This is a genomic window from Kitasatospora sp. NPDC033851 (assembly GCF_055576085.1).
The window spans coordinates 44,395-62,880 of sequence record NZ_JBVIRL010000007.1; the positions used below are offsets into that span (position 1 = coordinate 44,395).

The following is an 18,486-nucleotide window of genomic DNA, read 5'->3' on the forward strand; positions in this document are numbered from 1 at the left end:
CGCCCCGGGCCCGGATGCCCTGTCGGTGCCTCAGTGCGTGCCTCCGGGTGCCTCAGTGCGTGCCCGGCCAGTAGTGGTCGGCGTCGTTGAGCATGTACGGCTTGAGCCAGTGCTCGTACGAACGGGCCCAGTCGCCGCGCGCGTAGTAGTCGGCCAGCACCTGGTTGACCCGGGCGGTCAGGTCGGGGCTCTCCTTCAGCATGGCGACGCCGACCACCTCCGGCTGCACCTCGCCGTCCACGATCCGCACGGTCTGGTCCTGGGCGGCCTGACCTGCCGCCAGGCCGTTGTCGGTCATGACGGCGTCCGCCTTGCCGAGTTGCAGCAGCACCAGGCAGTCCAGCTGGTTGCCCACGGTGACGACCTGTCCGATGGTCTTGTTGTCCTTGAGTACGGTCTGGGCGGTGGAGCCGTCGGCGACGCAGACCGTCCGGCCCTTGACCGCGTCGTCGATGTCCTTCGCCGGGGACGCCTTCGGCACCAGGACGCGCTGGGTGATGTTGAAGTACGGCTTGGAGAAGGCGACGTCCTTCATCCGCTGGCAGTTGATCGTCATGGTGCGGACGATCAGGTCGACCCGGCCCTTCTGGATGGCGTCGATCCGGTCGGCGGTCGCCACCGGCTTGAGCACCACCTTGTCCGGGTCGCCGATGATGGCGGTGCCGATCGCCCGGGCGAGATCGATGTCGAAGCCCTCGATCTGGCCGGTGTTCGGGTTGCGGGCGCCCCAGCGGTAGCTGTTCTGGTCGACGCCGATCACCAGACTGCGCTTGGCCTTGATGGCCTTCACGGCCGGGCCGTCCTCGGTGCTCGGCGGCACGCTCTTGTAGACGTCGCAGTCGGCCTGGTCCTGCTGCGCCTGCTGTCCCTGCTGCCCTTGTTGCGCGGCCTGCGGCGCGGTGGCACCCGGCCCGGCCGGTGCGGCGCCGACCGGGCCGCCGCCGGCGAGCACGACGGCGCCGGCCGCCAGCAGCGCCAGGGCGGCGACCGGCCTGGTCCGTACGGTTCTCTTGCGCATCTGTCCGTTTCCTCCCTGCCGGTTACCGGCTACCGGTACTCGGCCAGTCGTCGGCCCAGGCCCCGCAGCGCGGCGGCCGCGGCCAGCAGGCCGAGCAGCGCGGCCGCGCCGGCGGCGGCCCGCAGGTCCCCGCCGGTGCCCTCGGCGGACTGCTCGAACCGGTCCTGCTCGATGTCGGCGGCCCGGGCGAGCGCCCGGTCGGTGGCGTTGAAGAAGGCGTCGGCGGTGTGGGTGTCGGCGGTGGCCGTCACGGTCGCGTCCAGGGCGCCCTGGTAGTCGGCGTCGTCGACCTCCAGCTTCCGGGCCGCGTCGTGCCGGTCGCGCCACTGGTCGAACTGGGTCACCGCCTCCCGGACGCTCGGCTCGGCGGCCGAGGGCGCGAGCCGGACGGCCTCCGGGAGCGAGCCGGTGCGCCGCTCCAGCGGAGCGTCCCGGGACGCGGCCCCCTCCAGGTGCTCGGTGGTCTTCGTCCACTGGTCGGCGTACTTGGTGGTCGAGCCGCGGGCGACGAGGTGCAGGTTCTCCGCCAGCCGGTCGGTCAGCACGTCGACCCGGGCGGAGTTGAGCGCCCGCAGCGGCGTCGCGCCCTCGGTGTCGCTGCGCTTCAGCGCCGAACTGGTGGTCAGCCCGGTGACGGTGAGCCAGAGCGCGCCGGCCAGCACGGCGGCGGTGGCGCCCAGCAGGCCGATGTTGAACACCCGGTTGGTGCGGCGGAACAGCGTCAGCTGCACCCAGACCAGCGCCGCCAGGGTGACCACCGCCAGGCCGTACGCCCCCCACGGCACCGACTTGGCCGCGGCGTAGTCGTTCGCCAGCTCCTGGTTCTCGGCGGCGGCCAGTTCGGCGGCGGCCGGCAGCAGGACGGTCTGCATCTGCTCGGAGGCGTACCGCAGGTAGGCGCCGCCGAGCGGGATGCCCTGCCGGTTGTCGGCCCGGGCGGTTTCCACCAGACCGGCGTACGTCGGAAGTTGCTGGTTCAGCCGGGCGAGTGAGTCCTGCGCGGGGGAGGTCGCGGTGGTCCGGGCGGCGGCCTGCGCGACCAGCTTGGCGGCCGTGGCGAGGTCCTGCTCGTAGCGGGCCCGGACGTCCTTCGGCTCGGCCCCGGCCAGCAGGAAGCCGCTCGCCGCGGTGGTCGCGGCGTCCGCCAGGTTGCGGTGGATCTCGGCGGCGTCCCGACTGAGCGGCTGGCTGTACGAGACCACCCGGTCCGCGGCCTGCGCCCTGGTCTCCAACTGCCAGGCGGTGAGCCCGCCGAACGCCACGGTGAGCACCGCGAGCACCACCCCGGCCAGCCGCAGTCGGCCGGGCGCCGTCCGGGTGGCCTGCGCGAGCCGGGCGCGGACGCCGGTGGCGACGACCGCCCGGGGGCGCCGGGCGGGCGCTCCGCCGGGTCTGGGCGCCGGGGCCCTGCCGGGCCGCACGGCGACCGGCGTTCCCGGCGCGGCCGGGGCTCCCGGTGGACCGTCCGGCCGTGCCGGGATCGCGGCGCCCGGAGCGCCGTTGCCTACTGGTGTCGCCACCCGCCTCATCCTCCCCTGGAGCCGGCCCGTTCCCCGGGCCCGGCCGATGGCAGCAGTATGGCCGTGACTCTCCCCGGCCACACCTGACTTGCGCCGATCTTGAGCATGTCGTGCACGGTTTCCGCACGCCGTCGCACCGCGGCGGCCGAGGCCCGTACGGAGAGGTGGCGAACCGTCCGACGCGGCCCGCACCCTCCGTGGTTCCCCCGACCGGGCGGAGCGCGCGGGTCCGTTCGTGGGCGCGCGCTCCCGGGTGCGGCACCCCTTCGCTCCGTACGATGGGCCCATGCGCCTGCTTGGAACGATCTCGCCCGACCGCCCGCTGCTCGTCGTCGCCGTCCGCGAGGAGGCCGCCCACCTGGACGACCGACTGCCCGTGCTGCTCACCGGGATCGGGAAGGTCAACGCCGCCGCCGCGCTGGCCACCGTCCTCGCCCAGGGCGAGAAGCCCTCCGAGGTGATCAACCTGGGCACGGCCGGCGCGCTGCGCCCCGGCTGGGAGGGCACCCACCACGTGGTCCAGGTGATCCAGCACGACCTCGACACCCCCGCGCTGCAGGCGCTCACCGGGCGTCAGTACGGCGCCCCGCTGGTGATCGGCAAGGGCGACGGACCGGTGCTGGCCACCGGCGACCTGTTCGTCTCCGACATCGCCGCCCGCGACCGGCTCGCCGAGCACGCCGACCTGGTCGACATGGAGGGCTACGCCGTCGCCACCGTCGCCCACCGGGCCGGGGTGCCGGTGCGGCTGGTCAAGCACGTCAGCGACGAGGCCGGGGGCGGCGCCGCGCACACCTGGCGGGAGTCGGTCGACGACTGCGCCCGGCACCTCGCCGGCTGGGTCTCCGCCCAGGGCTGGTGACCGAGCGTCAAAGCCCTGGCTAGGGTGGCGCGGTGACCGAGAGCACCGCGCGCAAGCGCTCCGACAACCGCCCGCCCGGCGTCAACACCGACGAGCCGACCACTCTGCTGGCCTTCCTCGGATACCTGCGCGAGGCGGTGATCGGCAAGCTCGCCGGGGTCTCCGACGAGGACGCCCGGCGCCCCGGCGTCGCCTCCGGCACCAGCCTGCTGTGGCTGGTGCGGCACCTGACGGCCGTCGAACTCAACTGGTTCGAGTGGGCCTACCAGGGGCTGGGGGAGGAGCCGCTGGAGTCCGACGAGATCCCGCTGGACGGCGCCACGGTGGCCGACGAGATCGCCGCGTACCGGGACGCGATCGCCCGGGCCGACGCGGTGGCGGCGGCCGCCCCGGACCTCGACCGCCCGGGCGTGCGCTCGCTGCGGCCGAACGCCGAGGCGCCGTCGATGCGCTGGGTGCTGGTCCACATGATCGAGGAGACCGGGCGGCACGCCGGGCACGCCGACATCATCCGCGAGCAGCTGGACGGCGCGGTCGGGCGCTGACGGGCGGCGGCGGTGGCTGTCGGCGCCGGCGGGACGTCGCTGAGGCTGTCGGAGTGGGAGGGCGCTCGCCTGCCCTCCCACCCCTTCGTGTCTCAGACGCTCCGGAAGTCCGAGAGGTCCAGCGCGGCCAGCCGATCGGGGTCGGTGAGCACGTCGATCGCCACGATCGCGCCGTCCACCACGGTGAACGCCATGATCGACAGCGCCCGGCCGTTGTCGCCGATGACCACGGCGCCCGCGGTGCCGTTGACCAGCGCCGGGCGGGCGAACGGCGACAGCGTGCCCCACAGGGTGGCCTGGCCGGCCACCGTCGCGGCGCCCGAGAGCACCACCGTGTGCCGGGCCATGACCGCCCCGCCGTCCGAGCGCAGCACCACGTCCGGGTCGAGCACGGCGAGCAGCGCGTCCAGGTCGCCGTGGCGGGCGGCGGCGAAGAAGGCGTCCACGGCCAGCCGCTGCCGGCCCAGGTCCGGGTCCGGCGCGGGTGCCTGCCCCTGCACCTTGCGGCGGGCCCGGCTGGCCAGCTGCCGGGTCGCGGCCGCCGTCTTCTCGATCAGCGGGGCGATCTCCTCGAACGGCACGGCGAACAGGTCGTGCAGCACGAAAGCGACCCGCTCGGCCGGCGACAGCGACTCCATCACCACCATCAGCGCCAGCCCGACCGAATCCGCGAGCATCACCTCCTGCTCGGGATCCACCACGCCCTCGCGCCGCAGCAGCGGGTCCGGGATGCGCGGCGGGCCCGGCTCGCCGCCCGGCCCGGCGGGCTCCAGCGGCTCCTCCCGGCGCAGGGCGCGGGCCCGCAGCAGGTTCAGGCAGACCCGCGAGACCACCGTGGTCAGCCAGCCGCCCAGGTTCTCCACCCCGGCGGTGTCGGTGCGGTCGTACCGCAGCCAGGTGTCCTGGACGGCGTCCTCGGCCTCGCTGATCGAGCCGAGCATCCGGTAGGCGACGGCCTTCAGATGCGGGCGCTGCTCCTCGAAGAGCGCGGCTCGGGCGCTGCGGGCATCCGGAGAAGAATTCTCGTCCACCGTGTCACATTCCTTCGTCGCCGTGGGTCAGAGCAGCAGAAGCCACCCAACAACGGCTGCGGCGGAGAGATCAACTCCCCGCCAGGGACGAATCGGAGACGACCGTGGATCTCGTGACGAACAACCCCGTGCTGGTCACCGGCGGCACCGGCACCCTCGGCAAGCAGGTCGTACCGCTGCTGCGCGCGGCCGGGTGGCCGGTCCGCGTCCTCAGCCGGCAGGACCGGGCCGCCGCCGACGGCGTGACCTACGTGCGCGGCGACCTGCTCGGCGACCCGGCCGAGGCCGCCGCCCGGCTGGACGAGGCACTGGCCGACGTGCACACCGTGCTGCACCTCGCGGGCGGCCCGAAGGGCGACGACACCGCCACCCGGCTGCTCGTCGCCGCCGCCCGGCGGGCCGGCGTGCGGCACCTGGTGTACATCTCGGTGATCGGCGCCGACCGGATCCCGCTCGGCTACTTCCGGGCCAAGCACGCCGCCGAGGAGGCGGTGGCCGGCTCGGGCCTGCCGTACACGATCCTGCGGGCCGCCCAGTTCCACGACCTGGCGTTCACCGTGGTCGCGAAGATGGCGAAGCTGCCGCTCGTCCCGGCGCCCGGCGGGATCCGCTGGCAGCCCGTGGACGTGCGCGAGGTCGCCGCCCGGATGGTCGAACTGGCGCTGGACGAGCCGGCCGGAACGGTGCCCGACCTGGCCGGCCCCACCGTCTACGAGATGGGCGAGCTGACCCGGCGGTACCTGGAGGCGCAGGGCCGCAGCCGCCGCCAGCTGCCCGTACGGGTGCCGGGCAAGGTCGGGCGCGCGTACCGGGCCGGGGAGAACCTGACCCTGACCGGGGCGGAGCACGGGCGGCGGACCTGGGAGGAGTTCCTGGCGGAGCGGCTGGCGGCGTGAGCCCCTGCGGGGTGGTTCCCGGCGGGGTGGTTCCCGGCCGGGTGAGCCCTGTCAGCGGTGCGCCGTAGGGTGGCCGCCATGTCCCTCCTCGACGCGATCCGCGCCAACGACGCCGCCGCCGACTACCTGACCTGCACAGGCGAGTTCGACCCCTCCCGGAGCTACGAGCACGTCGAGGAGGTGGTGCTCGCCTCCGGCGCGGCCCTGGAGGCGGTGGCCAAGGACGGCGCGGGCGGCACCTACTTCCTCTGCGGCGACGGCGGCGAGGAACGGCCCGTCCTGTACGCCGACTCCGAGGGCGGCGCCGCCCTGCTGGCCGTCGGGGTGCCGGAGCTGGTCCGGCTGCTGCTGGCCGTGCCGTGGTGGCGGGACTGCTGGCGGCTCACGGCGGCGGAGTGCGCGGAGGCCGCCGAGGACTACCTGGAGGAGGAGCCCGGGCACTTCGCCGACCGGGACGCGGCCGCCGCCGCGCTTGGGCTCGAAGTCCCCTCCGAGGCCGAGGCGTTGGCGCGGCTGCGGGAGGTCGCGTTCGGCCTCGGGCCGGAGTTCGTGCTGCTCAACGCCGTGGAGGGCAACGCGTACGAGCCGCTGCTCAGGCCGTAGCGTTCAGGCTCGGCGTTCAGGCCTGAGCTTTCAGGTCTGAGTCTTCAGGTCTGAGCTTTCAGGCCCGAGCGTTCGGACCCTGGCTGCTCAGGCCTTGGCCGCCTGGAGCACCGTGTCCGCCGTCACCACCTTGGCGAACCGCATCGCGTGCAGCACCGTGGCCGTGGCGCGGGCGAGTTCGGCGGCGGGGAGGGTGGTGCCGTCGGGGCCGGTCATGTCGAAGCCGTGCATGGCGTCGGTCGGGAAGATCGCGTCGTAGCCGAGGTTGCCGGCCATCCGGGCGGTGGTCTCGTTGCACACGTTGGTGATGATCCCGGTGACGACCAGCTGACGGGCGCCGCGCTCCTGGAGCCAGGCGTGCAGGTCGGGGGTGCCGTAGAACGCGCTGTTGACGGTCTTGACGATGTGCAGCGCCGGGGTGACCTCGGCGACGAAGTCCTTCAGCTCGTACCCCGGCGCGCCCTCGGCCAGCGGCCCCGCCTTGGAGGCGTGCTGCACGGTGACGATCGGGCGGCCGGTGGCCTGCCAGGCGGCGATCAGCTCGGCGATCCGCTGCTCGGCCTGCGGGTTGTCGCGGGGGCCCCAGAAGTCGTGGTCCTCGAAGCCCTTCTGGACGTCGATCACGATGAGGACGGCGTCGGAGTCGAGGGTGAGCGGGGCGTCGAAGGCGTCGGTGTTCGTCATGGGTCCATCGTGCTCGTCCGGGTGCCGGGGCCGTGATGGGCAGAAACGTCACCCATCGATAGATTCCTGCCAGTAGATTTCTGCCATGCGAACCGTGGGTTGCCTGATCTTCGACGGTGTCCGGGCCTTCGACTACGCGGTGATCGGCGAGGTGTGGGCCAACCGGACCTCCCGACCCGGGCTGCCCGCCTTCGACCTGCGGGTCTGCGGCCCGGACGGCGCCCGGGTACGGCTGGGCGGCGGGCTGGAACGCGTCCCCGACCACGGGCCGGCCGCGCTCGCCGACTGCGACCTGGTCGTGGTGCCGGGCGTCGACGACCCGGGCGCCGACCTCGACCCCGCCGTCCTCAACGCCCTGCGGGCCGTCGCCGCCGCCGGGATCCCCATCGCCTCGCTCTGCGCGGGCGCCTTCGTCCTCGCCGAAGCCGGCCTGCTCGACGGCCGCGAAGCCACCACCCACTGGGCCCTCGCCCCCGAACTCGCCCGCCGCTTCCCGGCGGTGACGGTCCGCCCCGAGGTGCTCTTCACCGGCGGCGAGGGCCTGTGGACCTCGGCCGGCGTCGCCGCCGGCATCGACCTCTGCCTCCACCTCGTCCGCACCGCCCACGGCCAGCAGGCCGCCGCCACCATCGCCCGCGCCATGGTCACCGCCCCCTTCCGGGCCGGCGGCCAGGCCCAGTTCATCCCCACCCCGGTCCCGGCCCCCACCGCCGACGACCCGCTCTCCCGCGTCCGCGCCGAGATCCTCGCCTCCCTCGACACCCCCTGGACCGTCCCCCGGATGGCCGCCGCCGCCCTGATGTCCGAACGCACCTTCGCCCGCCACTTCACCGCCACCACCGGCACCACCCCGACCCGCTGGCTCCTCGACCAGCGCATCCTCACCGCCCAACGCCTCCTGGAGGAGACCGACCTCCCCGTCGACACCGTCGCCACCCGCTGCGGCTTCACCTCGGCGGTCTCCCTGCGCCCGGTCTTCACGGCGCGGGTCGGCGTCGCGCCGCGCGAGTACCGCAGGGCCTTCCGGGGCCGGGAGGAGGGCCGGGAGGAGGGCCGGGAGGAGAACTAGGACGTGGTCGTCGGAGGCGGCGAGGGCGAGTCGGACGGAGGAGTCAGGCAGGGCCGGTGCGGGTGGGGGAGGTGGGGTGGCAGCCCTCAGCGCCGCCACCCCTCTTGGCTTCTCGGCAGCGGGGTGGTGGTTCGTTGAGCGAAACCCCACGGTGGGGTGAAGTCCGGTGGGGGTCTCCGGGGGGTTTGGCGGGGGTTGTGCGACGCTCCTCGAGTACGGCGCCGTTCCCGGCGTTCGGAGCCGGTTCCTGGAGTTCCCGCCGCTCCTAGAGTGCGGCGAGCTGCTCGACCAGGTCGTCGAGGCCGAGCGAGCCTTGGGTGAGGGCCTTCATGTGCCAGGTCTTGAGGTCGAAGGCGGCGCCCTGGCGGTGGCGGGCGGCTTCGCGTCCCTGGAGCCAGGCGCGTTCGCCGATCTTGTAGCCGATGGCCTGGCCGGGCCAGCCGAGGTAGCGGACGATCTCGCTGTCGCGCATGTCGGCGGGACTGCCGTTGTACGTGGCCATGAATTCGGTGGCGAGTTCCGGAGTCCACCGTTCGCCGGGGTGGAAGCCCGCGTCGGCGGGGATGGCGAGGCCGAGATGCATGCCGATGTCGATGATCACCCGGATGGTGCGCAGCATCTGTTCGTCGAGGAAGCCGAGGCGGTGGGCCGGGTCGTCGAGGAAGCCCAGTTCGTCCATGAGGCGCTCGGCGTACAGGGCCCAGCCTTCGACGTTGGCGCTGACCATGCCCAGGGTGGTCTGGTAGCGGCTGAGTCGGTCGGCGACGGCGACCCACTGGGCGAGTTGCAGGTGGTGGCCGGGAACGCCCTCGTGGTACCAGATGCTGACGAGTTGCCAGGTCGGGAAGGTGTCCCGGCCGAGGGTGGGCAGGTAGGTGCGGCCGGGGCGGCTGAAGTCCAGGCTGGGGCCGGAGTAGTAAGGCGCGGCGGCGCTGCCTGCCGGTGCGATCCGGGACTCGACCCGGCGCAGTGGTCCGGAGATGTCGAAGTGGGTGCCGTCGAGGGCGGTGATCGCCCGGTCCATGGTCTGCTGCAGCCAGTCGCGGATCGCTTCCTCGCCCTGGACCGCGTGGCCGTGCCGTTCCAGGTGCCGCATCGCCGCGAGGGCGCCCGCCCCGGGCAGGACGCGTTCGGCGGCGGCACGCATGTCGGCGGCGGTGCGGTGGAATTCGCTCCAGGCCCAGGCGTACGCCTCGTCGAGGTCGATGTCGGCGCCGGTGTGGTGGCGCACGGCGAGCCGGTAGCGTTCCCGGCCGACGGCGTCCGGGGTGTCGGCGGTGGCCGGCGCGTAGGTGTCGCGCAGCCAGTCGCGGAACTCGGCGACGGCGGCGGTGGCCCGGAGGGCGGCGGCGTCCAGTTCGCCGCGCAGCTGCTCGGGGCCGGGGGTGACGAAGTCGGCGAACCATCCCGCGTTTCCGGTGCCTTCGCCGGTCCAGGCGGTGAGCTGGTCGATGACGGTGGCGGCCTGGCGGGGCGCGGCGAGCAGGCGCCGGTTCATCCCTTCGGTGAGGGTGGCCCGGTAGCCGTCGAGTGCGGCGGGCAGGTTGCGCATCCGGCCGGCCACGGTGGCCCAGTCGTCGTCGGTGGCGGTCGGCATGTAGGTGAAGATCTTCCGCACCTGGTGGACGTGCGCGGAGATGTTGCGCAGCTGGCGGAGGTTCTCGCCGGCGTCGTGGACGGCCAGTTCGGCGGTGAGGCGTTCGCGGAGGAGTCGGGCGCAGTTCTGGTCGGCGGGGTCTTCCGGGGCGGGGCCGGTGGCGGCGGTCGTGGCGTCGAGGTCGGTGAGGGCGCGTCGGGCGAGGTCGGCGAGCGCCTCGAATCCTTCGGGGGAGAGGTCCGGCTGCCGGTCGTCGCCGGGGTGCAGGCCCAACCAGGCGGCGTTCAAGGGGCTTTGGGCGGCCACGTGGTCGAGGTAACGGTCGGCGATAGTGCGAGCGGTGATCGTTTCATCTGCCATGGCGCCATGATGGCGTACCCGTCCGGGTTGCCCCGACGGTGTGTGCCCCGACTGTTGGTGGGCTGACGACCGGTCGCTGTCGACCGGGGCGTTTCCCTTCGGAGGGTTTGATTGAATCGAAGGGAAACGCCCCCCGGGGCCGTCCTCAGCCCGCGTGGGAGTCGCGCAGCAGCTTCTTGTCCGGCTTGCCCACGGCCGTCAGCGGGATCTCGGCCATCACGTGCAGGGCCTCCGGTGCGTACATCCGGCCCTTGCGGGCCGTGACGTACGCGCGGATGTCCGCCAGTTCGGGCTGCTGCCCGGGTGCGGGGACGACGGCGACGTGGACGTGCTCCGCTTCCTGGGCGTCGCGCACCCCGTAGACCGCGCACCGGGCGATCGCCGGGTGGGTGAGGAGCAACTCCTCGACCTCGTCGGGGTAGACGTGCCCCCCGACCACGATGATCTTGTCCTTGAGGCGGTCGGCCAGGAAGAGGTAGCCGTCCTCGTCGAGGTAGCCGATGTCGCCGGTGTTCAGCCAGCCGTCGCGCAGGACCTCGGCGGTGAGGTCGGGCCGCTTCCAGTACCCGGCCATGATGGTGGCGGCGCGGATGTGGATCTCGCCCTGCTCGCCGGTCGGCAGCCCGGTGCCGTCGGCGGCCCGGATCACCACCTCGACGCCCGGGAGGGGCCGGCCGACCGGGACCCGGCTGCCGCCCGGCCCGATCCGGTCGTGCTCCTGCGGGGTGAGCACGGAGATCAGCTGTGCCTCCGACATCCCGTAGGCGCCCGTCAGGACCGGCCCGAACACCTTGAGCGCCTCGCGGATCCGGGTCGGCGAGGCGGCGCAGCCCCCGTACGCGATCTGCCGCAGGCTGGACAGGTCGGTCCGGCCGACCGCCGGGTGGTCGAGCAGCTGGTAGAGCAGTGGGGGCAGCGCCCAGAGGTCGGTGATGCGTTCGCGCTCGACGGCGGCCAGCACCGCGCCGGGGTCGAAGGAGCGCTGGAGGACCACCGATCCGCCATGGTGGAGCGTCAGGTCGCAGAGGACGCCCGCGAGATGGGCGAGCGGGGTGGCTGCGAGGAGCCGGGGCGCGCCGTCGGCGGGGTCGCTGCCGATCGGGGCGTCGAAGACGCGACGGTAGGGCCCGTGCAGGCTGCGGATGCCCTTCGGGATGCCGGTGGTGCCGCCGGTGTGGCGGATGCCCAGGTCGTCGTCGGGGCCGACTCGGACGGCGGGCGGCTCGGCGGGGTGGTGGGCGGACGCGGCGATGACGTCCGCGCCGATGGTCGACGGGCCGGGGCCGGGTCCCAGGGTGAGGACGGTCGGCACGTCGACGAGGGGGAGCAACTCGGCTGCGGTCGCGTACCGTTCGGCGTCCACGAGAAGGAGGGCGGTGTCGACGCTGGCCGCGATCTCGGCGAGGGTCGGCGCGCTCATGCCGTCGTAGAGGTTCACCACCCGCGCGCCCGCGAGCCCGGCGGCGTACCGGGCGCTCAACGCCTCGGGGGTGTTGCCGGTGAGCAGGGTGACGGTGGTGCCGCGTGCCGCGCCCCGGGCGAGGAGTTCGTGGGCGAGGCGGTACGTGGCGGCGGCGAAGTCGCCGGCGGTGATCACCGCACCGTCGGCGGTGGTGATGGCCCGTCGGTCGGGATCGGCGGCGAGGGACTGAAGGATCAGGGCGGGGGCACTGACGAACTCCGGTTCGCTGATGGCCACTTCTTCTGTGCAGTTCGCAACCATCTTCACAGCCTAACCCCATTCTTCGTGCCCGATGGAGTAGTTCGGTCCCCCGGGATTGGGAGGTCGGGCCGGGGCGGTCAACGACGGGTATCCGGACCGGCGGGGTCGGAGGGTTCAGAACGCCGCCGGCGGGCGGAGGGTGAGGTCGGTGACGGCGTCCCAGCGCTCGGCGGTCTCGCGGTCGGTGGGGACGCGGATGTCGCGCGGGCGGTCGTCGCGGAACACGGTGAAGGCCTCAAGTAGCCGGCGGCAAACGTGTGTTGGGCATCCAGTAGATCACCCGACGGTGGCCTTCCGGGCCTGGTTCCGGCAGTGGGCGAGGGCGAGTTTGATGCGGAAGTCGGGGCTGGGGGCGGCGGCGAGGAGTTCGCCGGCGGTGATGAGGGTGGTCCAGTAGGTGGTGGGGTCGCCGGTGCGGGGCATGGGGTGGGCGGCGGCCAGGGAGAGGTAGGCGGTGGTGAGGTTGCCGGTGGTGAACCAGCGGGCGAGGCCGTGCTGGTGGCCGGGGCGGATGCCGCCCATGGCGTCGATGGCGACCAGGAAGAGGTCGATGAGGGCGCGGTCGGTGTCGGTGAGGGTGACGGGGACGTCGAAGACGCCGAGGGCTTCGAGGAGTTCGCCGGTGTCGGCCTCGGAGTTGGGGCGGGGGTTGGCGAGGAGGGAGTGGTAGCAGTCGTTGAGGCGGCGGGTGGTCTTGGCGAGGGGGATGTCGAGGGCGAGGCAGACCGCCCGGGCCGACGGCAGAGGTTCGTTGCTGCGGCGGGCGAGGAGGGCGTAGACCTCGGCGGGGGCGGTGCCCTGGGCGAGGGCGTGCCGGGCGAGCGAGGCGAGGGGCGGCTGCATCGGCGGCACTCCTTCAGACGGTGGCGAAGGAGAAGGAGGGCGCGACCAGCGCCCAGACGAACTTGCCGATGCCGCCCGAACGCGGGCAGCAACCCCAGCGCTCGGCCAGCTCGTTGACGAGGAACAGGCCGCGTCCGTGCTCGTCGTCGAGGGTGGGGGAGTTGAGGGCGGGGCGTCCGGTGCCGGCGTCGTGGACCTCGATGCGCAGGCGGCTGCCGACGAGGGCGAAGCGGACCTCGATGAGACGGTCGGCGGGCGCGTCGGAGTGCTGGACGGCGTTCGCGAACAGTTCGCCGAGGAGGAGTTCGGCGACATCGCAGTAGCGGTCGCCGGCGGGGAGCGCGGCGAGGTAGGCCCGCAGGAGATGGCGGGCGACCGGGGTCGAGTCCGTGCGGGAGTCCAGACGCACAGCGAACGTGCGGGGGCGGCGGGTAGCGAGCATGGCGAAGCACCTCGGGGGCGGAATGGGGGCGTACGAAAGGCGCGCAATCACGCTATGCGTGCACATGATTGCGTTCCGGTGACAATCATCGAGGCTGCAGAGGTACGGTGACGCCAGATCGACGTGCGGGACGTGCGGAGCACAACTGGGGGCAGTCATGGCACAGCGGAAAACCAAGCGAGGGACGACGGCGAGCTCCGCGATCATGTTCCTCGACCGACGGCTTCCGCTCCGTTGTTGCTGGTCGTTCTCGATGAGAGCGCCATCCGTACGGTCGTGGGCGGGCCGAGCGTGATGCGGCGTCAGATGGAGCACCTGCTGCGGGTGGCCCAGCTCCCGAACATCGTCATTCACGTGGCGCCGTTTGCGAATCGGCGGACGCTCATCAACACGGCTATGGTGTTGCTGGAGCTGCCGGACGGACAGTACTCCGTCTACTCGGAGAGTCTCGATCGAGGGCATCTGAGCGATGCTCCTGCCACCGTGGCCAAGTACCAGCGTCGATATGATCAGCTCCGGGCCGAATGTCTGTCAGAGAGCGACTCGCTTCGGCTGATCGCCGAGGCGCTGGAGGGTTTCAGAGATGATGAGCAACGAGCTCGCCGCGGCCGCCTGGCGGAAGAGCAGCTTCAGCGGAAACAACGGCGGGGACTGCATCGAGGTAGCCCCCGGATTCCCCGGCCTCGTCCCTGTCCGTGACTCCAAGGACCCGCATGGTCCGGCCCTCGTCTTCCCGGCCGCTGCTTGGGAAGCCTTCGTGGCGGCCGTCCGTGAGGGCGACTTTCCGGCGTAAGGCTCACCAAGGAGTTGGCAATGCTGGTCTGGCGGAAGAGCAGCTACAGCGGCACCAACGGCGGCAACTGCATCGAGGTAGCCCCCGGATTCCAAGGCCTCGTCCCCGTCCGTGACTCCAAGGACCCGCACGGCCCGGTCCTTACCTTCCCTGACTCCTCCTGGGGGGCCTTCATCGAGGCGGTTCAGGCAGGCGACTTCCCGGTCGACTGCTGACCCGGACTCCAAGCGGCGCCGGCCCGGATCGCCGCACCGCTCGCGTCCGGCGGGCAAGGCCGGACGGCGGGCGAGCAGGCGTCGCCCGGAGGTGGTCAGAAGCACCCCTTGAGATGGTCTATGCTTAACCCATCACCCAGATGCGCGGGTGGCGGAATAGGCAGACGCGCTGGATTCAGGTTCCAGTGCCCGAAAGGGCGTGGGGGTTCAACTCCCCCCTCGCGCACAATGAAACACCGACGAAAAGGTGCTTCTCACAGCGACGAAAGTTGCTGAGGGAGGCACCTTTTCTCGTTGGGTTGCTGCTGGTTCGTCAGCGGTGCGGGTCGGCGTTCGCGGTCGTGAGCATGCACTTCGAGGTCGTGATCTCGTGCTTCCTGCGTGACGGGACGCCGGGCGGGCGGCCATGTCGGCCAGTTCCGTGGGGAGGGCGAGTCCGAGCCGGCGGTGATCACGTGTCGAGGCGGCGACCGGCGGAGCAGGCGATCAGCAGCACCGTCACGGGCAGAACGGCTACGACATCCGCTTTCCGTATGCTGTTGTGACGCAGCGCATGGAATATCCCGAGCGGCAAGAATCCGATGGGTACGCCGAGGGATTGTCCGGGACGTAACCATTGGCCCTGTAGGGTCACTCTTCTCTGCCTCTCCGTGCAAACTCGCCGAATTCCGCCCCACTGACCCGGGTGAATTCTTCTCCTCCCATTCGGAAGATATGCGGGAAGGGCGTTCAGGTCGCTGAATCGGCAGGCCGAAAGAGCCGCCTGCACGGGGTGGCCAGCGGGGTGCTCTGCCGCTCCCGACGCGCACCAGGCCACTCACCCGCCAGGCCACCCGCCAGGACGGGTTCCGGGAGCAGGCGCACCGGCGGGGGCGGCCGGCCCCCGTGTCCCGCCTCCGTGGCACGGAATTCCCGCGAGGTCAAACACCGGGTTCAGGAATTGACAGGGCACTTGGCGGCATGCCTTCCCCCGGACCGTAATGAATCATCGGCCCGGCCACACCTGCAAAAATTGACAGAACGCTGGGCGGCATGCCCTCGACCGCGCCGGAAAATCGCCGACTGTTATCGGTCGACAGGGAATTGACACCCGCCTGACGGTTGTTTACGGTTCCGCTCGTCAGGTTTTCCGAACCGCATCCGAAGGTATTCATGACTGCATCCGCGTTGCCGAAGTTCGTCGGTGCGAACTGGAACATGCTCATCGCGCTCCTCGGCGCGGCTGGCCTGATGCCGGCCCTGCGCCCGGAGCGCAAGCCCGCGGCTGCCGGGGCCGATGCCCGGCCCGTCCGCGAGGGCCACGACGTGGGCACCCGCTGACGCCATGGGAACCAGGCAGAAACTCCCCGAGACGCGGTCGGACAGCCAGGCCACCTACCTGCCCGACCGGCACATGTTCGCCCTGTGGACCTGGGCCGACGGCGCCGTGGGGGCGGCCCCGCCGGTCGGCGACGTCGAGACCGTTCCCCTGGCTGTGCCGACGCCGGACCTCGGCAGGCTCAAGGTGTCCGACGTCGACTGCGTGCTGATCGAGCCGGACCGGCTCCTGACCGTGCCCCTCGACTCGCCAGGCCGGTCGGTGAAGGCCTGGCGGTCGTGGATCGCGGGCGGCGAGTCGGCCCTTCCGGTCGCCGCGCACGCGGTCCCCGACACCACAGGCGTCGCGGTGACGACGGCAGAGCACGCGGGCGGCGTCTTCCGCCGCACCACCTCGGTGGGGGCCGAGATGCGCACGGCGCTCACCGCCGAGCTGAGGCCCTACCAGGTGCGCGGGGTGAGCTGGCTGCGCGAGACCATCGAGACGCACGGCGGCGCGGTGCTGGCCGACGAGATGGGACTGGGTAAGACCCTGCAGGCCATCGGTTGTATCGCCGGACGCGCCGAGAGGGCGCCGCAACTGGTGGTCTGCCCCACGTCGTTGGTGGGGAACTGGGCGCACGAGATCGCGCGGTTCGCACCCGGACTGCGGACCACGACCTGGCGCGGCGGGCCGCTGCCCGAGGTGGACAGCGGCACGGTGGTGCTCACCGGCTACCCCACGCTGCGCACGCACGGCCCGGCCCTGGCGGGGATCCAGTGGAGCACCGCGGTCTTCGACGAGGCGCAGGTCCTGAAGAACCCCCGTACGCAGGTGTCGAAGGCCGCGCGCACCATCGCGGCCGACGCACGGATCGCCCTGACCGGAACGCCCGTCGAGAATCACCTCGACGAGCTGTGGGCGCTGCTCAATCTGGTCGCACCGCAGCTGTTCGCGAACCGGACGCAGTTCCGCCGTCGCTTCGTGCGGCCGATCGCGGACGGCTCCCCGGCCGCTTCGGCCCGGTTGCGCGGGGCCGTCGAGCCGGTCGTGCTGATGCGGAAGAAGTCCCAGGTCGCAGGGTCACTCCCAGCCAAGATCCACGCCGATCTCATCTGCGACCTCAGCGAGGAGCAGGAGCAGTTGTACGACCGGTTGCTGGACCAGGTCATCGACGACGGATTCGGCAGCGGCGCCCAGCGGCAGACCCGGGTGCTCGCGGTCCTGACGTCGCTCAAGCAGGTCTGCAACCATCCGGGCCTGATCACGGACGACCTCGGTGAGCTGTCGGGCAGGTCGGGCAAGCTCGACCTGTGCGCCGACATCGTGGCCAACAACCTGGAGAGCGACTCGCCGACCCTCGTCTTCACCCAGTACCGGCAGACCGGTGAGCTGCTGGTCCGGCACTTCGCCGAACAGTTCGGGGTGAGTGCGCCGTTCTTCCACGGTGGCCTGAACCAGGAGCAGCGGGCCGACATCGTCCGCCGGTTCCAGTCGGACGACGGTCCGAAGGTGCTCGTCCTCAGCCTGAAAGCAGGGGGCACCGGGCTCACGCTTACGCGCGCGGCCGACGTCATCCACTTCGACCGGTGGTGGAACCCGGCCGTGGAGGCCCAGGCGTCCGACCGGGTCCACCGGATCGGTCAGACCCGCCCGGTCACCGTCACCACCCTGACCACCGGTACCACTGTCGAGGAGCACATCGCGGCCATGCACGACCGCAAGTCCGCGCTGTCGGACATCGCCGACACGTCCGGCGTCGCCGAGCTGGCCCGACTTGACGACGACCGTCTCATCGAGGTCCTGCGCCGGAAGCGAGTCAACTGACCATGGCCGACCACGACTACGGTTACACGAAGTGGGGCAAGGACTGGGTCCGGTTCGCCGAGTCGTTGCGCCAGACCCGTCCTGATCCCCAGCTGCCGAGCGCACGCCGCACGGCACGCGACGGGAAGGTCCGGATCACGTTCGACGACCGGACCGTGCGTGCCGTCGTGCACCGAGGTCGCGGCACCTCGGTGGTCACGATCGAGGTCGCGCCGATGTCCCCGGAGGCGGCGGCCGAGATCTCCCGTCAGCTGAGCGGCATCCAGCCCCTGCTCACCGACGACCTGTACCGCGCGCTCGCCGACGCGGGCCATCCGCCCGCGCCGGCCCTCGACAGCGTCGACTGCTCCTGCCCGTCCGCCACCCCGCGGTGCGTCCATGAGCTGTCCGTCTACTACGACATGGCGCGGCGCATCGACGACGATCCCCGCATCGCTCTAGACGTGCAGGGCTTCTTCCGCGCTTCGGCGGGCGGCGGCCGGGCGCCCACCGAAGCGCAGCGCTGGATCGCGCTCAACTCCCTTGATCCGGCCGCCTACTTCACGGCGGCCGATTGACCCGGCCGGCCTGAGGGCGACCTGCCGGTGAGCCGGCGTTCAGCGCCAGGGTGGGCGCCGGAGTCTGGTGAGGAGTCCCGGGCGGATGGCCAGGAAGCCGGCGAGGGCGGCCGCGGTGCCGACGGCTTCGGCGATCGCGGTGGCGGTCTTCTTCGGGTACCAGGCCGGCTCGTACATGTTCGGCAGCGGGCCGAGCGTGCCCACGTCGACGTGGCTGTACAGGAGGACGGCGCCGAGCGCGGAGGCCGACACGAGGAAGGCGAACGCCCACACCGCGCGCCGGCGGGCGGCGAGCAGGAGGAGCAGCGCGGCCAGGCAGGCCACGGCGGCTTCGGCCCGGAACAGCGTGCCCTGGGAGATGTCCGCGCCGTACGGGTCGTAGTCGGGGGCGAGCTCGGCGTGGATGGCGGCGTCGACGGCGAGCGCCGCGACCGCCAGGGCCTTGAGCAGCCAGACGGTCAGCACCCGGGGGCTGAGGGCGGTGCGGCGGGGGAGCGGGGAGATGGCCATGGTCGGCTCCTGTTACTGCTCGGTCGGCTGCTCGGTGGGCTGCTCCTGTGCTGCTCGGTCGGCTGCTCGGCGTGCTGCTCGGTGTGGCGGCGGG

General features: G+C 72.3%; 21 protein-coding genes and 1 tRNA gene. 12 read left to right on the forward strand and 10 right to left on the reverse strand.

Features of this window, described 5'->3' with window-relative positions:
• Nucleotides 1-52: 52 nt before the first annotated feature.
• Both ACZ51D_RS15690 and ACZ51D_RS15695 read right to left on the reverse strand, forming a co-directional pair.
• On the reverse strand, nucleotides 53-1,018 hold the full coding sequence (locus ACZ51D_RS15690) for a glutamate ABC transporter substrate-binding protein (protein WP_465622988.1): 966 nt from the start codon (nucleotides 1,016-1,018) through the stop codon (nucleotides 53-55).
• Nucleotides 1,019-1,047: 29 nt separating this feature from the next.
• Complete coding sequence (locus ACZ51D_RS15695; protein WP_465622989.1) at nucleotides 1,048-2,538, reverse strand: hypothetical protein; 1,491 nt, start codon at nucleotides 2,536-2,538, stop codon at nucleotides 1,048-1,050.
• A gap of 286 nt (nucleotides 2,539-2,824) precedes the next feature.
• On the opposite strand from ACZ51D_RS15695, the gene ACZ51D_RS15700 reads away from it, so the two are divergent.
• Complete coding sequence (locus ACZ51D_RS15700; RefSeq protein ID WP_465622991.1) at nucleotides 2,825-3,400, forward strand: nucleosidase; 576 nt, start codon at nucleotides 2,825-2,827, stop codon at nucleotides 3,398-3,400.
• 32 nt (nucleotides 3,401-3,432) lie between these two features.
• Nucleotides 3,433-3,945, forward strand: a complete 513-nt coding sequence (locus ACZ51D_RS15705) for a DinB family protein (RefSeq protein WP_465622992.1) — start codon at nucleotides 3,433-3,435, stop codon at nucleotides 3,943-3,945.
• Nucleotides 3,946-4,037: 92 nt separating this feature from the next.
• On the opposite strand, the gene ACZ51D_RS15710 is transcribed toward ACZ51D_RS15705, so the two are convergent.
• Entirely contained in the window at nucleotides 4,038-4,976 is a 939-nt protein-coding gene (locus ACZ51D_RS15710) for a sigma-70 family RNA polymerase sigma factor (RefSeq protein WP_465622993.1), read from the reverse strand.
• Between the two features lie 113 nt (nucleotides 4,977-5,089).
• On the opposite strand from ACZ51D_RS15710, the gene ACZ51D_RS15715 reads away from it, so the two are divergent.
• Nucleotides 5,090-5,872 carry an SDR family oxidoreductase gene (locus tag ACZ51D_RS15715; protein WP_465622995.1) on the forward strand — a complete coding sequence of 261 codons (783 nt, stop codon included), beginning with the start codon at nucleotides 5,090-5,092 and terminating at the stop codon, nucleotides 5,870-5,872.
• A gap of 78 nt (nucleotides 5,873-5,950) precedes the next feature.
• Nucleotides 5,951-6,475 carry a hypothetical protein gene (locus tag ACZ51D_RS15720; protein WP_465622997.1) on the forward strand — a complete coding sequence of 175 codons (525 nt, stop codon included), beginning with the start codon at nucleotides 5,951-5,953 and terminating at the stop codon, nucleotides 6,473-6,475.
• Between the two features lie 87 nt (nucleotides 6,476-6,562).
• Here ACZ51D_RS15720 and ACZ51D_RS15725 read toward each other — a convergent pair whose 3' ends face one another.
• The gene (locus ACZ51D_RS15725; RefSeq protein WP_465622999.1) at nucleotides 6,563-7,159 is read right to left on the reverse strand and encodes a cysteine hydrolase family protein; all 597 of its coding nucleotides are present in this window, start codon (nucleotides 7,157-7,159) and stop codon (nucleotides 6,563-6,565) included.
• Between the two features lie 85 nt (nucleotides 7,160-7,244).
• On the opposite strand from ACZ51D_RS15725, the gene ACZ51D_RS15730 reads away from it, so the two are divergent.
• Nucleotides 7,245-8,228 carry a GlxA family transcriptional regulator gene (locus ACZ51D_RS15730; RefSeq protein WP_465623001.1) on the forward strand — a complete coding sequence of 328 codons (984 nt, stop codon included), beginning with the start codon at nucleotides 7,245-7,247 and terminating at the stop codon, nucleotides 8,226-8,228.
• A 265-nt stretch (nucleotides 8,229-8,493) separates the two neighbouring features.
• On the opposite strand, the gene ACZ51D_RS15735 is transcribed toward ACZ51D_RS15730, so the two are convergent.
• From ACZ51D_RS15735 to ACZ51D_RS15750, 4 genes are all read right to left on the reverse strand, one after another.
• A complete protein-coding gene (locus ACZ51D_RS15735) occupies nucleotides 8,494-10,185 on the reverse strand; it encodes a DUF885 domain-containing protein (protein ID WP_465623003.1) in 1,692 nt (563 codons plus the stop codon).
• Nucleotides 10,186-10,330: 145 nt separating this feature from the next.
• Nucleotides 10,331-11,884: an AMP-binding protein gene (locus ACZ51D_RS15740; RefSeq protein ID WP_465623005.1), complete on the reverse strand. Its 1,554-nt coding sequence runs from the start codon at nucleotides 11,882-11,884 to the stop codon at nucleotides 10,331-10,333.
• A 300-nt stretch (nucleotides 11,885-12,184) separates the two neighbouring features.
• The gene (locus tag ACZ51D_RS15745) at nucleotides 12,185-12,751 is read right to left on the reverse strand and encodes a hypothetical protein (RefSeq protein ID WP_465623007.1); all 567 of its coding nucleotides are present in this window, start codon (nucleotides 12,749-12,751) and stop codon (nucleotides 12,185-12,187) included.
• Between the two features lie 13 nt (nucleotides 12,752-12,764).
• Complete coding sequence (locus ACZ51D_RS15750; protein ID WP_465623008.1) at nucleotides 12,765-13,193, reverse strand: ATP-binding protein; 429 nt, start codon at nucleotides 13,191-13,193, stop codon at nucleotides 12,765-12,767.
• A gap of 237 nt (nucleotides 13,194-13,430) precedes the next feature.
• Between ACZ51D_RS15750 and ACZ51D_RS15755 the strand changes: the two genes are divergently transcribed.
• From ACZ51D_RS15755 to ACZ51D_RS15770, 4 genes are all read left to right on the forward strand, one after another.
• On the forward strand, nucleotides 13,431-13,892 hold the full coding sequence (locus ACZ51D_RS15755) for a DUF5753 domain-containing protein (RefSeq protein WP_465662546.1): 462 nt from the start codon (nucleotides 13,431-13,433) through the stop codon (nucleotides 13,890-13,892).
• Nucleotides 13,849-13,986 carry a DUF397 domain-containing protein gene (locus ACZ51D_RS15760; RefSeq protein ID WP_465662683.1) on the forward strand — a complete coding sequence of 46 codons (138 nt, stop codon included), beginning with the start codon at nucleotides 13,849-13,851 and terminating at the stop codon, nucleotides 13,984-13,986. Before ACZ51D_RS15755 ends, ACZ51D_RS15760 begins: the two co-directional genes overlap by 44 nt.
• 20 nt (nucleotides 13,987-14,006) lie before the next feature.
• Entirely contained in the window at nucleotides 14,007-14,201 is a 195-nt protein-coding gene (locus tag ACZ51D_RS15765) for a DUF397 domain-containing protein (RefSeq protein ID WP_465662548.1), read from the forward strand.
• A 142-nt stretch (nucleotides 14,202-14,343) separates the two neighbouring features.
• Nucleotides 14,344-14,427, forward strand: a tRNA-Leu gene (locus tag ACZ51D_RS15770).
• 694 nt (nucleotides 14,428-15,121) lie between these two features.
• On the opposite strand, the gene ACZ51D_RS15775 is transcribed toward ACZ51D_RS15770, so the two are convergent.
• Nucleotides 15,122-15,406, reverse strand: coding sequence for a hypothetical protein (locus ACZ51D_RS15775; RefSeq protein ID WP_465662550.1), 285 nt, complete (start codon nucleotides 15,404-15,406; stop codon nucleotides 15,122-15,124).
• On the opposite strand from ACZ51D_RS15775, the gene ACZ51D_RS15780 reads away from it, so the two are divergent.
• From ACZ51D_RS15780 to ACZ51D_RS15790, 3 genes are read left to right on the forward strand one after another with little or no spacing between them, the layout of a single operon-like run.
• Nucleotides 15,399-15,521, forward strand: a complete 123-nt coding sequence (locus ACZ51D_RS15780) for a hypothetical protein (RefSeq protein WP_465623016.1) — start codon at nucleotides 15,399-15,401, stop codon at nucleotides 15,519-15,521. The genes ACZ51D_RS15775 and ACZ51D_RS15780 overlap by 8 nt on opposite strands.
• 4 nt (nucleotides 15,522-15,525) lie before the next feature.
• Nucleotides 15,526-17,325, forward strand: coding sequence for a DEAD/DEAH box helicase (locus tag ACZ51D_RS15785; protein ID WP_465662552.1), 1,800 nt, complete (start codon nucleotides 15,526-15,528; stop codon nucleotides 17,323-17,325).
• Nucleotides 17,326-17,327: 2 nt separating this feature from the next.
• A complete protein-coding gene (locus tag ACZ51D_RS15790; protein WP_465623019.1) occupies nucleotides 17,328-17,882 on the forward strand; it encodes a hypothetical protein in 555 nt (184 codons plus the stop codon).
• 39 nt (nucleotides 17,883-17,921) lie between these two features.
• Here the strand turns inward: ACZ51D_RS15790 and ACZ51D_RS15795 are convergent, their stop codons facing one another.
• A complete protein-coding gene (locus ACZ51D_RS15795) occupies nucleotides 17,922-18,392 on the reverse strand; it encodes a hypothetical protein (RefSeq protein ID WP_465662554.1) in 471 nt (156 codons plus the stop codon).
• Nucleotides 18,393-18,486: the final 94 nt, after the last annotated feature.